The organism is Amycolatopsis sp. FDAARGOS 1241 (assembly GCF_016889705.1).
Lineage (GTDB): Bacteria > Actinomycetota > Actinomycetes > Mycobacteriales > Pseudonocardiaceae > Amycolatopsis.
The window spans coordinates 3906403-3918910 of record NZ_CP069526.1 but is presented as its reverse complement, the minus strand read 5'-3'; the positions used below and the strand labels follow the sequence as shown (position 1 = coordinate 3918910).

18 protein-coding genes are annotated in these 12508 nt (G+C 72.4%); 6 read left to right on the top strand and 12 right to left on the bottom strand.

The genetic code is table 11. The features are described 5' to 3' along the window. Window positions 1-1097: 1097 nt before the first annotated feature. Complete coding sequence (locus I6J71_RS19290; RefSeq protein ID WP_204095970.1) at window positions 1098-1895, bottom strand: SDR family oxidoreductase; 798 nt, start codon at window positions 1893-1895, stop codon at window positions 1098-1100. 100 nt (window positions 1896-1995) lie between these two features. Here I6J71_RS19290 and I6J71_RS19285 point away from each other — a divergent pair, with 100 nt between their 5' ends. The 3 genes from I6J71_RS19285 to I6J71_RS19275 are packed head-to-tail and all read left to right on the top strand — an operon-like array spanning window position 1996 to window position 5055. Further along, window positions 1996-2904, top strand: coding sequence for an alpha/beta hydrolase fold domain-containing protein (locus I6J71_RS19285; protein ID WP_204095969.1), 909 nt, complete (start codon window positions 1996-1998; stop codon window positions 2902-2904). Between the two features lie 9 nt (window positions 2905-2913). Then, window positions 2914-4050 (top strand): glutamate--cysteine ligase, encoded by a 1137-nt coding sequence (locus tag I6J71_RS19280; protein WP_204095968.1) that lies wholly within the window; start codon window positions 2914-2916, stop codon window positions 4048-4050. A gap of 9 nt (window positions 4051-4059) precedes the next feature. Further along, window positions 4060-5055 (top strand): iron-containing redox enzyme family protein, encoded by a 996-nt coding sequence (locus tag I6J71_RS19275; protein WP_204095967.1) that lies wholly within the window; start codon window positions 4060-4062, stop codon window positions 5053-5055. Here I6J71_RS19275 and I6J71_RS19270 read toward each other — a convergent pair. Then, window positions 5040-5255: a CDGSH iron-sulfur domain-containing protein gene (locus I6J71_RS19270; RefSeq protein ID WP_204095966.1), complete on the bottom strand. Its 216-nt coding sequence runs from the start codon at window positions 5253-5255 to the stop codon at window positions 5040-5042. The two genes, I6J71_RS19275 and I6J71_RS19270, sit on opposite strands and share 16 nt — an antisense overlap. Continuing rightward, window positions 5242-5979: a methyltransferase gene (locus I6J71_RS19265; protein ID WP_204095965.1), complete on the bottom strand. Its 738-nt coding sequence runs from the start codon at window positions 5977-5979 to the stop codon at window positions 5242-5244. The genes I6J71_RS19270 and I6J71_RS19265 overlap by 14 nt, the downstream gene beginning before the upstream one ends. 119 nt (window positions 5980-6098) lie before the next feature. On the opposite strand from I6J71_RS19265, the gene I6J71_RS19260 reads away from it, so the two are divergent. Beyond that, the gene (locus I6J71_RS19260; RefSeq protein ID WP_204095964.1) at window positions 6099-7601 is read left to right on the top strand and encodes an FAD-dependent oxidoreductase; all 1503 of its coding nucleotides are present in this window, start codon (window positions 6099-6101) and stop codon (window positions 7599-7601) included. Window positions 7602-7784: 183 nt separating this feature from the next. After that, on the top strand, window positions 7785-8207 hold the full coding sequence (locus tag I6J71_RS19255) for an ATP-binding protein (protein ID WP_204095963.1): 423 nt from the start codon (window positions 7785-7787) through the stop codon (window positions 8205-8207). A gap of 280 nt (window positions 8208-8487) precedes the next feature. On the opposite strand, the gene I6J71_RS19250 is transcribed toward I6J71_RS19255, so the two are convergent. Beyond that, window positions 8488-8952: a DUF6098 family protein gene (locus tag I6J71_RS19250; protein ID WP_204095962.1), complete on the bottom strand. Its 465-nt coding sequence runs from the start codon at window positions 8950-8952 to the stop codon at window positions 8488-8490. Between the two features lie 62 nt (window positions 8953-9014). Here I6J71_RS19250 and I6J71_RS19245 point away from each other — a divergent pair, with 62 nt between their 5' ends. Further along, window positions 9015-9155: a hypothetical protein gene (locus I6J71_RS19245; protein WP_204095961.1), complete on the top strand. Its 141-nt coding sequence runs from the start codon at window positions 9015-9017 to the stop codon at window positions 9153-9155. A 65-nt stretch (window positions 9156-9220) separates the two neighbouring features. On the opposite strand, the gene I6J71_RS19240 is transcribed toward I6J71_RS19245, so the two are convergent. Genes I6J71_RS19240 through I6J71_RS19205 form a run of 8 tightly spaced genes read right to left on the bottom strand, consistent with a single transcriptional unit; the run spans window position 9221 to window position 12504 of the window. Next, window positions 9221-9496, bottom strand: a complete 276-nt coding sequence (locus I6J71_RS19240) for a GlsB/YeaQ/YmgE family stress response membrane protein (protein ID WP_204095960.1) — start codon at window positions 9494-9496, stop codon at window positions 9221-9223. Window positions 9497-9552: 56 nt separating this feature from the next. Continuing rightward, entirely contained in the window at window positions 9553-9840 is a 288-nt protein-coding gene (locus tag I6J71_RS19235; RefSeq protein ID WP_204095959.1) for a gas vesicle protein K, read from the bottom strand. After that, window positions 9833-10018: a gas vesicle protein gene (locus I6J71_RS19230; RefSeq protein WP_204095958.1), complete on the bottom strand. Its 186-nt coding sequence runs from the start codon at window positions 10016-10018 to the stop codon at window positions 9833-9835. The genes I6J71_RS19235 and I6J71_RS19230 overlap by 8 nt, the downstream gene beginning before the upstream one ends. Continuing rightward, complete coding sequence (locus I6J71_RS19225) at window positions 10015-10785, bottom strand: GvpL/GvpF family gas vesicle protein (RefSeq protein WP_204095957.1); 771 nt, start codon at window positions 10783-10785, stop codon at window positions 10015-10017. Before I6J71_RS19225 ends, I6J71_RS19230 begins: the two co-directional genes overlap by 4 nt. Then, on the bottom strand, window positions 10772-11134 hold the full coding sequence (locus tag I6J71_RS19220) for a gas vesicle protein (RefSeq protein WP_204095956.1): 363 nt from the start codon (window positions 11132-11134) through the stop codon (window positions 10772-10774). Before I6J71_RS19220 ends, I6J71_RS19225 begins: the two co-directional genes overlap by 14 nt. A gap of 1 nt (window position 11135) precedes the next feature. Beyond that, a complete protein-coding gene (gvpO, locus tag I6J71_RS19215; RefSeq protein WP_204095955.1) occupies window positions 11136-11462 on the bottom strand; it encodes a gas vesicle protein GvpO in 327 nt (108 codons plus the stop codon). Between the two features lie 6 nt (window positions 11463-11468). Further along, window positions 11469-11726 carry a gas vesicle protein GvpG gene (locus I6J71_RS19210; RefSeq protein WP_204095954.1) on the bottom strand — a complete coding sequence of 86 codons (258 nt, stop codon included), beginning with the start codon at window positions 11724-11726 and terminating at the stop codon, window positions 11469-11471. A gap of 4 nt (window positions 11727-11730) precedes the next feature. Beyond that, a complete protein-coding gene (locus tag I6J71_RS19205) occupies window positions 11731-12504 on the bottom strand; it encodes a GvpL/GvpF family gas vesicle protein (RefSeq protein ID WP_204095953.1) in 774 nt (257 codons plus the stop codon). Window positions 12505-12508 lie beyond the last annotated feature (4 nt).

Sequence of the window (12508 nt, the reverse complement as noted above, 5' to 3'; positions counted from 1 at the left end):
ACCGCGGCCGGGGAACTCTGCGGTCGTGCGATCGTCGCGGTCGAGACCGAACTGCACGAGGTCCGCGACCCCGGCGGCGACGTGATCGTCGACCTGACCGCGGTCACGGTGCTCAGCGCCGCCGCGGCCCGGATGCTGCGCGCCGGTGACGGATTAATTCGCCCGCGTCGGCAGCCGCCTGCGCGTCGCCGCGGATCCCGGCACCGTGCCGCCGGGTGTTGCGCATCGCGCGGGTCGACGACGTGCTCGACGTCCACGAAACCCTCGCTGCGGCGCGGACCGCGGCCGTCGTGGCGCGCGAGGACGACCCCGGTCTCTCGAACCTCCAGGCCGAACTCGCCACCCGTCCCGTGATCGCCCAGGCCTCGGCATGCTCGTCGAGCGCTACCTGCTTCCCGACACCGACGTCGCCCACGCCGTGCTGCGCGGCGCCTCGCAGACGAGCAACGTTCGGATGGCCGACCTGGCACGGACGCTGCTCGACCTGCCCCGACCCGGGTCCACGGGACCCTGGCTCACCGGCGACCTGCGGCCTGCCGCTCCACCGGTCGCCTTCCCCTGCGCCACCGGGGGCTTCCCGTGCCCCGCCGCCTTCTCGACGACGCGCTGCTCGCCGGCATGGTCGTGGCCGAAGCCGACGCGGGTGCCGCGCAGCCCTTATGCGCACCGGGCTGCAGCTGGTCGCCCATCACGGCCTTCCTCCAGGACTTCGTGACCCACCTTCGCACGTGGACGGGCCGGAAACCACCTCCGTCTCCGCCGCCCGGCAGCTGCAGCGCATCGTCGTCCCGGACGTCGGCGACGACCCGGCCCTCGACCACACCCTCGCCCAGGAAGCCCTGCTGGCCGCCGGCAGCCACGCGGTGCAGAGCACGCCGGTACGCGCACCAAAGAGCGGGCGGTGGCTCCGGTGCTCTCCACACACCACCACCTCAGCGGGCGAACCCCCTCCGCCCGGGAGACCACGGCACTGGACCGGGTGGCCGACGACACCGCTCGCCGGCTGGAGTGGAGCCAGCGCGACGTGCTGCTCGGCGCCGCCGAGCGGGTCCACGCGCTGGCCTCGGCTCGCCGAGGGTGGCCCGCTCGGGACCTGGTCACTCCTCGGCCGAGCCGGGTTTCATCATCTTGCCCTGCTGGGCCGCCTTCGCCTCATCGGGCAGCACCCGAGATGCGGCGGCCGTGGCCTTGTTCTTCGCCCCCGTCACGACCTTGTCGTCGCCGGCCATGAGCGCCGCGAAGCCGGCTTCGGCGACGTCGGCCGCGCTGTCCTTCGGACCCGCACCGATCTTCGTGTCCTCCATGTCGGCGCGTTCGAAGAACTCCGTGTCGGTCGGGCCGGGCAGCAGTGCCGTGACCGTGATGCCCTTGTCCTTCACCTCGCCGCGCAGGCCTTCGGAGAACGACGTGAGGAACGCCTTCGACGCCGAGTACACCACCTGGTACGGCCCGGGCGCGGCGCCGGCGATCGACGAGGTGAACAACACCCGTCCGCGCCCGCGTTCGACCATGCCGGGCACCACGCGCTTGGCGAGGTGCACGGCGGAGCGCACGTTGAGGTCGACGACGGTCAGCTGGTCGTCGAGGCGGGTGTCGCCGGCGAACTCGCCGTTGATGCCGACACCCGCGTTGACCGCGAGTGCCTCGACCGGTCGGCCGCTTTCGGCGATCCGCCCGACCAGTTCTTCGACTCCCTCGGGCCGCGCGAGGTCGGTCCGCACCGTGTCCACGGCCGCACCGCACGAGCGCACCTGCTCGGCCGCGGCCGCGAGCTCGTCGTCCTCAGCCGTGAGGACGACGTCGAAGTCGTGCTGGGCGAACTGCTTGGCCAGCTCGAGGCCGATCCCGCTCGACGCGCCGGTGACGACGGCCAGTGGCTTCTCCGTGGTGGTCATCCGTGCTCCCTTCTCCCGGTCAGCTCCCGATCGGCGTACCCGTCCGCGGGTGGAACAACCACGGAGTTGCCCAGGCCACTGCCGCGGGTACCCGCTCGGTATGGTGAGCACGAAAGCGAAGCTCTACATGGCGTACCAGCGCGCCTCCGGCCACAAACGGTTCTACGACGACGCCCGGACGCTGCACCGGACGCTGCGCAGCCACCAGCGCCCCTCGATGGCCCGCCCGCCACACCGCATCCGCCGGCAGTGCACAGTGGACCGGCACGAGGTCCGCGGATTCGCGTGCTGGACGCTGCGGCCGCGCCGCGGAACCGCCGGGCTGCACGTGCTGCACCTGCACGGCGGGGGCTACGTCGAGGAGATCCAGCAGCACCACTGGCGCTTCGCGGCCGAACTCGTGGCCCGCCTCGGCTGCGCTGTGACGCTGCCGATCTACCCGCTCGTCCCACGCCACGACCACACCGAGACCCTGCCGATGGTCCACGCCGCCTACGAACAACTCGCGGCCGGTGCGGACCACCGCGTCGTGTCCGGTGATTCGGCGGGTGGCGCGCTCGCCCTGGCGATCGCCCAGCGGCTGCGCGACGAGGGCCGCCCCCAGCCGGACGGGCTCGTGCTGATCTCGCCGTGGCTCGACGTCACGCTCGAAGACCCGATCTCCGTGGTACTCGACGAACACGACCCGATCCTCGGCATCACCGGGCTGCGCGAGGCCGGGCGCATATACTCCGAGGGCACCGACCCGCACGATCCGAGGATCAGCCCGCTGCACGCCGACCTGACCGGGCTCGGCCCGGTCAGCCTGTTCATCGGCACCCGCGACCTGTTGCTCCCCGACGCGCGCCGGTTCCGCGACCGCGCCCACGACGCCGGGGTCGCGCTCGACTACCGCGAATACCCCGGCATGTTCCACAACTGGGTCATGCAGAACCTCCCGGAGGGCCGCGAAGCGCTCAACCACGTCGAGCGCTTCCTCAGGCGCGTGCACCAGCGCGGGAACGGGTAACCGGTGGGCATGGGCGGTGCCGGCACGACCGTGGGCGTCGAGGAGGAGTTCCTCCTCGTCAACCCGCGCACGGGCCGGACGACGCCGTGCGCGGACGCGGTGCTGGCCCGGTGCGGCCGCGCCGGCCGGCTGCCGCCCGGCGCGAGCGCACATCGGGAGCTGCGGCCGACGCAGCTGGAGCTGGCGACCGGTGTGTGCACGGAGGCCGACGAGCTCCGGGCACAGCTCACCGCCGGGCGCCGCCTGCTGGCCGAGGCCGCGGCGGCCGAGGACTGCGCACTCGTCGCGAGCGGCACGCCGGTGAACGCTCCCGGACGGGGTGAAACGCCGGAACCCGAGGGCCGGTTCGCGGAAATCCACGCGGCCTACGGCCCGCTGGCGGCCGACTACGAGGCCTGCGGCTGCCACGTGCACGTCGGCGTCGCCGACCGGGACACGGCCGTGGCGGTGGTGAACCACCTCGCGCCGTGGCTGCCGGCGTTGCTGGCGCTGTCGGCCAACTCGCCGTTCGCCGACGGGCACGACACCGGGTACCACAGCTGGCGGATGGTGCTGCAGACCCGCTTCCCCGGTTCCGGGGTCGCACCGAACTTCGCCGGCCATACCGAGTACCAGCAGGCGGTGGACGCCCTCGTGGCCTGCGGCGCGCTCGTGGACCGGGAACAGAGCTTCTGGCTGGCGCGACCGTCGCCCCGGTTTCCGACGGTGGAGCTGCGAGTGGCCGACACAGTGCCGACGGTGGACGACACCGTGCTGCAAGCCGTGCTGTCGCGCGCGCTCGTCCGCACGGCGCTCGCCGACCTCGGCCGGGGCGTGGCGGCACCGAGCCTGTCTCCTCAGGTGTGCGCCGCCGCGGTGTGGGCCGCCGCGCGCCACGGCCTCACCGCCTTCCTGGTCGATCCGGTCCGGCAACGGCAGAGCCCGGCCGCGGAGGTCGTCCGGGATCTGCTCGCCCACGTGTCGGACGCGCTCGAGGACGCGGGCGACCGCGCCTTCGCCGAGACGCACATCCAGACCCTGCTCACCGAGGGCACCGGCGCCGTTGCCCAGCGCGCTGCCGCGGCGGACGACCTGCCCGCCGTCGTCCGGCTCCTCGAAGAGCGGACGGTGCCGGTCGCCGGGCATGAAGCCGCGGCCGCGGGGTAACCGGACACCATGACGACTGTGTCCTCCGCAGCGCTTCCCGTCGCCCGGGGCCCGATTTCGGCCACCGTCGCCGAGGCTCTTTCCGCACCCCCGGCCGGGCGTCCACTGGAGACGGGCTCCCTCGCGGACGCCGACCCGCTCGGCGACGACGTGCAGCTCGCCCTGCACTTGTGTTACGAGCTGCACTACCAGGGCCTGCCCGGCGTCGACGCGAGCTGGGAGTGGGACCCCGGCCTGCTGCGGCTGCGGGCGCAGCTCGAGGGCCGGTTCCTGACGGCCTTGCGGGCCGCCGTGGCCGGGGGCGACGACGTCGACGCCGAGTTCGCCGCGCTGCTCGTCGAGCCCGTCGACGCGCACGGGGTTTCGCACTTCTTGCGCGACGAAGGTGAGTGGTGGCACGTGCGCGAGCTGTTCGCGCACCGATCGATCTACCACCTGAAGGAAGCCGACCCCCACGCGTGGGTCATCCCGCGGCTGCGCGGCCGGGCGAAGGCCGCCCTCGTCGCCGTCGAGTTCGACGAGTTCGGCGGCGGGCGCGCCGAGTTCGTCCACTCGCGACTGTTCGCCGACCTGCTGCGCGGGGCCGGGCTGCCGGACGGCTACCTGGCGCTGCTCGACCGAGTGCCGGCGCCGATGCCGGCGATCGTGAACATGATGTCGTTGTTCGGCTTGCACCGAGCCCTGCGCGGCGCGCTCGTCGGGCACTTCGCCGCCGCGGAAGTCACGACCGCACCGTCGGCTCAGCGGATGGTGCAGGCGCTGACCCGGCTCGGAGCGCCTGAGGCCTGCAAGTTCTTCTACGCCGAACACGTCGAGGCCGACGCGGTGCACGAGCAGGTGATGCGCCACGACGTCGTCGGCGACCTGCTCGCCCAGGACCCGAGTCTCGCCGCGGACGTGGTCTTCGGAGTGCAGGCTACGAACTTCCTGGAGGACCGCCTCGGCGAGCACCTGCTCACGTGCTGGCGGGCCGGGCGATCCTCACTGCTTCAGCCGCTGTCCTGAGCACGCACCCGCTTGCGGTGGCTGGTGTCGCACAGCGGGAACCGCTTGCTGCGCCGGCAGGTGCACACCGCCACGACGAACCGGTCCGAGCGCACCACGTCCCCGTCGGGCGTCTGAAGCTCGACCGGCCCCTCCACCAGCAGCGGGCCGCCGGGCACGACCCGGACCCGGCGATGTTCCCGTTCGTCAGCGGTCGGCACGCAGCACCACCAGCTCCTCTTCCCGCTGTTGCGGGGCCACGAAACCCCGCTGTTCGAGGAAGTCCGTCCGTCCGGACAGGACCGGTCCGAACGGGACCGCCGCCCGCGCGACCACCCGCGGGCGCAAGCCCCCGGCAGCGAGCAGCGCGGCGGAGCGGTCCACATCGGCCATCGTCGACTGCACGAGCAGGAGGAACCCGCCGGGAGCGACGAGCGCGCCGGCGCCCTCGCACAACGGGTCCAGCACCGAGCGGCCGTCCGGGCCCGCGTCGACGCGACGATCGGCCGGCCCGGCAGACGGCGGACACGGGACGTAGGGCGGGTTCGCCACCACGACGTCGTAGGGGCCGCCGGCAGCGGCCGCGAGCAGATCGCCGCGCCGCACCCGCACCGGCAGTCCCCGCAGGCCGGCGTTCAGGCCCGCCGACAGCAGCGCCCGCCGGGACCGGTCCACGGCCAGCACGGACGCTGCCCCGGCGCGGGCGAGCGTGAGGGCGAGCGCGCCGGTGCCGGCGCACAGATCCAGCGCGCGGGCGCCGGCGGGTACCCCGCTGCGGCGAACGGCTGAAGCGAGCAGGCAGGTGTCGGCTTGCGGGCGGTAGACGCCGGGCAGGCGCAGCAGCCCGCGAGCGGGAAGCGCGCGCCCGCTCGGGAACACCGGCAGCACCTCGCGCAGCGTCGTTCTCCCGGCTGCGGCGGCTGCTTCCGTGGGGACGGTCGTCATCAAGGCCTCCTCGACGTCGCGGTCAGCGGCCGATTACCCCGCGGCCGACCGGGCAAACTCCGCGCTCGCGCGCCGGTAACCGGAGGTTTGACCCGGTTGTGCGGGGGAACCACCCGGGCATGACCGTCTTGCCCGAACCGCTCTCGTTGTGGGTGGACACCGCGCCGGCTCCCGACCGTGCGGCGACACCGCTGCCCCCGTCGGCCGACGTCGTCGTGCTCGGCGCGGGGATCGCCGGCCTCACCACGGCGCTGCTGCTCGCCCGGGCCGGCCGGTCCGTCGTGGTGCTGGAAGCCGAGCGCGTGGCCGGCGGCGTCTCCGGGCACACGACGGCGAAAGTATCCGCGCAGCACGCGGTGAAGTACTCGATGCTCAGGGACCGCCACGGCACCGAAGCCGCGAAGATCTACGCGGCCGCCCAGACGGACGCGCTGGAGTGGATCGCGATGACGGCGGCTGATCTGGACTGCGCGTTCACCCGGGCTGACAGCTTCGTCTACACGACCCACGCCGGCACCGTCGACACGCTCAAGCGCGAAGCCGACGCGGCCGTCGAGGCGGGGCTGCCGGCGTCGTTCACCGACGAGGTCGAACTCGACGTGCCCGCGCTGGGTGCCGTGCGCGTGACCGCGCAGGCGCATTTCCACCCGCGCCGCTGGCTGCTCGGTCTCGCCGCCGAACTGGAACGCCTGGGCGGCACGATCCTGGAGCACACCAGGGCGATGAGCCTCGACCTGCGCGGCCGGTTCGTGCGGACGTCCGACGGCGACATCGAAGCCGAGGACATCGTCGTGGCCACGCACTACCCGGTGTTCGACCGCGGCCTGTACTTCGCCCGCCTCGACCCGGTCCGCGACCTCGTGGTCGCCGGACCGGCCGCCGGGAACACCGCGCCCGCCGGGATGTACCTCGACGCGGACACCCACCACTCCGTCCGCTCCTACACCGCGGACGGCACGACGACGGTCATCGCCGGCGGCGAGCACTACCGCGTCGGCGCCGAGACCGACATCGACCGCCGTTACGAGCGCCTCGCCGGATGGGCGAGCGAGCACGCCGGCGTACACCGCGTGACCCACCGCTGGTCCGCCCACGACATGTCCACTGTGGACGGACTGCCGTATGTCGGCCGGTACCTGCCGGGCTCAGCCCACCTGTGGGTCGCGACCGGCTTCGGCCAGTGGGGCATGACCGGCGGAACCGCCGCCGGCCACGTCCTGGCGGCGCGGATCCTCGGCGAAGACCACCCGGCGGCGGGCCTGTTCGACCCGAACCGCTTCGACATCCGATCGACCCTGGACCTGCTCGAGGACAACCTGACCGTCGGGCGGCACCTGGTGGGCGACCACCTGGCCCTGCTGTGGCAGGACCGCTCCCTGGACCAGGTCGGCCCCGGACAGGCGGCGGTGGTGCGGGCGGGTGCCGAGCTCGTCGCCGCCTATCGCGACGAGGCCGGGAAGCTGCACACCGTCGGCGCGCACTGCACTCACCTGGGCTGCCTGGTCGCGTTCAACGACGCCGAGAAGACGTGGGACTGCCCGTGCCACGGCTCCCGGTTCGACGTCGACGGAGGCGTCGTCCAGGGGCCCGCGGTGAAGCCGCTGCACCGGCACCCCCGGTGACGAGGCAGCCGCGCCGGCGTACTTAATCATGCTCGGGCCTGCGGGCCGATGAGCCGGCGCTTCTCTCGGCACCGCCAGGCTGTCAGGTCATCGGCGAACACGGCCGAACCGGACGTAAAGTGTACCGACGGCCGGGATGGGTATGCGGCACCAGACATCCGCGAAACCCGAGGAGCTCCCTCGATGTGCCCGGCTCGCAGCGCCGATCCCGCCGCCACGCTGACTCTGTGCCGGCCTGCGCGCGTCGACGACGCCACCGCGCTGCGCCGCGCCCTCGCCCAATGGGCCGGCGCCCGCGGGCTGCCCGCCCCGCTCGTGTCCGACGTCGAACTCGCCGCCTACGAAGCACTGATGAACGCCGTCGAGCACGCCTACGCCGGCGGTACGCCCGGCGACGTCGAGATCCACGCGCGCCAGGACCGCGAGAGCCTCCGGGTCACGGTCACCGATCACGGCCACTGGCAACCGGTCCGCCGGGCCGGCTCCCTCCACGGCCGCGGCGTACCCCTGATCCGGTTGCTGGCCGACCGCGCGGACTTCCACTCCGGCACCGACGGCACCACGGTCACCATGACCTGGCACCTGCCGTCCGCCGGCCCGGGGTGACCCGCGTTTGGGCCGCGCACGAACGGGTACCGGCATTGCGGGCGTGGGTCCACGCGGTCCCAGCCAGGCCACGCCCGGGGGCGCCGCCGGTCCGTCCGGGCCGGCGGCACCTCCAACGTCTGCCCGTCAAGCAGGTCGTCGAAGCCCGCCACAGCGATCGTGAGGTGGCAAAGGCGCAGGCACGTTCGCCGGCGCCTTCGGGTCACCTCTCGCGGCGGTCCGGGGTCTGCTTCATCACGACGTCCGAGCGGGTCCCCCTCGAGCCGGCGATCCGGTCAGCTCACCGGGTGTGCACGCGGCGATCCAGCGGCCCCCACTCCGCCGACTGCTGTTCGTCCACCAGGCGCCGGGCTTCGTGGAGCACCGCGTCGGCGACCCAGGCGAGCGGCTCCACGTCCACGACCAGCGGCTCGTTGTCGGGACCGCGGGCGATCTCGCGGCCGCGCAGCACCCACGGGCGCACGCCCGGTCCGCGCAGATCGCGCAGGTGCTCGTAGTCGTACAGGCGCCGCGCCAGCCACAGCCGCGTCGAGCGGCCGCACCACCACGGTTCGGTCCGCAGCGAGTTGGCCGACAACCCCGGTAGCGCCGCGCCCGTCAGCGCGTCCCGGCTGGACTCCGCGCGCTCGCTGTCCGCGATGTCGGCCTCCGGACCGTGGGACCAGCGGACGTACAGGTCCTCTCCGCCTTCGCGGCCGAACAGCGCGGCCAGGCCGTCGAGATCAGTCACCGTGGGCAGCTCCATGATCGCGCGATACCCCCGCCACCGCGGGATAAACCGGAGCCGCGACGGGGTATCCGTCCGCCATGGACGAACAGCGGCGCCACCCCGAACCCGATCCCACGCAGGAGATGCACGGTGAGGGCGAGCCGCCCGAAGGTGTCGGCGACGCCGAGGACACGGGTCAGCAGGTCATCGGCGAGCAGCGCGAACGCCGGCGCGACTGACCGGCACCGGACAGGCGCCAGCCCGGTCCAGAAGGGACTGGACCGGGCTGGGCTCTGGGCGGGGGTCAGCGCCACACCTTGCGCCTCTTCCCGTAGGCGGCAGCGGTGAGCGCGACCCCGAGCGCGGCCAGCACGACCTGCGTCAGCAGTTCGAGCCAGTCGAATCCCGCGGTCTCGGCGTAACCGCCGCGCGCGATGGCGGTGCCCGCGAACGCCGCGATGATGCCGATGACGATCGTCAGCCAGATCGGGATCTTCTGCTTGCCCGGCGCCACGAGACGCCCCAGCACGCCGATGACCAACCCGACGAGGATTGCGCTGATGATTCCGGTGACAGCCATCGCCGACTTCCTTTCAAAGCGATGCCCGTGAATACCCGGAAATGCCTCGCCGAAACTTATTCTTCGGACAGAAGCGGACCCAGCGGACCCAGATCAAGATTCAGTTCCCGCCGCTCCAGACCGAAGTGTTCGCACAATTCGTCCATGCGAAGATCGAGGTACATCAGCGTCTGCCCGATCTCCTCGACTTTGTCGTCGTCGAGGTCACCGTGGTCGACGCGCCGCAGCGCCTGGCGCTCCATGAGCTGGCGCAGCAGCTCGACCACGGTCAGCACCAGGCTCACGAGGCTGCGTTCGGCCGTCTCCGGGTCGGCGTTGATCCGGTTCTCCCGCGCGTCACCCATGGCGCGGCTGCAATGCGGAGACCGACGAGATCAGGGTGCGCAGGGAAATCTGGACCAGATCCACATCGGCGATCGACAACGTGATTTCCCCACTCACCACGACACCACCCGCCAATACCCGGTCGAGCAGGTCGATCAAAGCGACGTTGCGTTCCCCCGCACGCGCCGGCAAAGTCATGGTGCCTCCAGCGAAGAAAAGGAATACGGCGGCCACGGGCCGGTCAGGCGCACCGACAGCACACCGCTTTCCCGGCCGCACGAGTCCACCGCCTCGGCGAACCGGCCGGACTGCCCGGTGTCGACGAGGTACGCGCCGTTGAGCACCATCGGCCCGTCCTCCCCCGCCAGCGCCCGGCTCTGCGGCGGGTGCGTGCACGCGTCGACTGCCAGCTCGGACAACGCGGCGTGAAGGCGGTGCACCTCCTCGGCTGCGCGCTGCTGGCGTTCTTCCCGCGCGGCCAGGGCACTTCGCCGCCGAGCCAGGTACGCCACGCCGGCGCCCTTGCCCGGCGAAGCGGCGGGGGCCGGCTCCGGTTCGGTGTCCAGGAACGCCTTCACGCCCCATTCGATCCGGCCGGACACGTGCCGCAGCGTCCGCTCGAAGTCCTCGGCTCGCTGCTCGAGCACAGCGCGCACCGATTCGTCGTCGTGGTACACCGTCGCGAGCCGGATCGGGACCACCGGCGCGCGGTCCACCAGGTTGGCGATCACCGCGTCGTGCGCGCGGGCCACCGCGGCGAGCCAATCGAGGTCTTCGAGGTTGCGGCGCAAGGCTTCCTCGCCGAACGAGGTCAGCGGCACGTCGCCGACGAATGCGGCCAGCCCGCCGGCCTCGATGACCCGCGGCGGTTCAGCCGCAACGCCCGGCAGCATGTCCAGTCCGGCGAACTCCGCCGAGCGGGTCACCGCGTACAGCCAGACGGCGGTCCCGTCAGTCGCGGTCATCGTCGTCCCCACCGCTCTCGATGGACTCCCGTTCGCGCCCCGACTCGAGTTCGGCGATGCGCGCCCGCAGCTGCCGGTTCTCGTTCTGCAGCTGCCCGTTGTCGCCGGTCAGCCACGGGTCGCTCTCCCACCAGTTGATGCCGACCTCACGCGCCGTCTCGAGCGACGCGATCACCAGCCGCAGCTTGATGGTCAGCAGCTCGATGTCGAGCAGGTTGACCTGGATGTCCCCGGCGATGACGAGTCCCTTGTCCAGGACGCGTTCGAGGATGTCACCGAGGTTCGCGGGCTGGCCGCCCGCGGCGCCCAGCCCACCCTGGGACCTGGTGACCGGCTGCCCCGAAACCATGTCAGCTCCCCTCGTAGCCGGTACCCGCCTTACCGCGCGCGTACCGCTTCGTCCGGCGGAACGCGAGGAGGTCACCCTCATCGTCCAGCTCGATTTCGTACAGCCCCAGCAAGTCGGCCGAAGACGGGATGCGGTGTTCTTCGATCACCTCCACCTCCACGACCCAGCCGTCCTCGATCGGCTCGACGGACGTGACGCCCACCGGCTCGCTCGTGATCAGTTCGTCCAGCTGCCGCACCGCCGCGGCGGCCGCCGTCGAGGCGACCATGCCGTCCTTCGCACGACTGCGGGTCGACGACGTGCGGCCCTCGCCCTTCGACGTGGCCATCAGCCGTCACCTCCTCTTCTCGTCGGACGGGCCGGGCGGCCGGGCGCGGGTCAGCCGATCCAGCACCTGTTGCTGCGCCTCGGCTTCTTCCTCGGCCGAGATCTCGCCGTCCGCCCGCGCCCGTTCCACGGCTTCCAGCTCGCGCCGCACGGACGCCGGGTCGTGCATCTCCTCGTCGACCCGGCGCCGGATCAGCTCGCCCAGGGCGAGTACCCCGCGCAGCGGCGCGAGCGGCAGGCCGGCGATCCCCGACAACAGGCCCATCGCGCTACTCCGGTGCCCGCGTCACGACGAAGTCGTACGCCGCCAGCGGCCCGAGCACGCGGACCTCGACGCGGCCTTCCCACTCCGTCGCGAGCTCGTCCAGCACGGCTTCCAGCTCCTCCTGCCGCCCGGTTTCGGCCAGGACGGCCAAGTGCACGGCCTCCTCCTCATGGGTCGGCTGCCGCGGGGCCATTTCCACGGCCACCTCGGCGAGCGCGTCGGCCACGCGCTGGGTGTCGGCCGCACGCTTAGCCTCGATCGCCTGGGTGATCTGCTCACCCAGGGCCATCCGCTCGTTGCGGGTGGCGTCCTCGGGCTTGCCCCGGATCGCCTCGGCCAGCTGCTGCAGCTGCTCGCTGTCCGACAGGACCTCTCGCAGGATGGCCCGCTCGTCGTAGCGCGCCTTGACGATGAACTCAGCCTTGCCCTCCAGCTGCTCGAGTGCGGCGGTGAAGTCGTCGCGGTTCGCGTCGAGGAGCTCGTCGACGATCGCCTGCTCGTCCGTGACCACGGCGCCGAAGCGCAGGGGCAGTACAGGCAGTTCGGCGGCGGCCGCGTCCAGCAGCCCGGCGTGTGCGGAGAGGTCCTCGGGACGGCCCAGTGGCGCATCCTGTGGGATTTCGCTCACCAGCGCCGCGATCGGTCCGCTCCGGACGGTCTTGACGGCCGCGGGCGGATCGCCCACCCCCTGCACGTCCTCGTCGAGTTCGACGTCGGAGGGCACGATCCCGTAGACGTACACGGCGGTGTCGGTGTCGGTCTTCGTGTCGGTGCTCATCGCC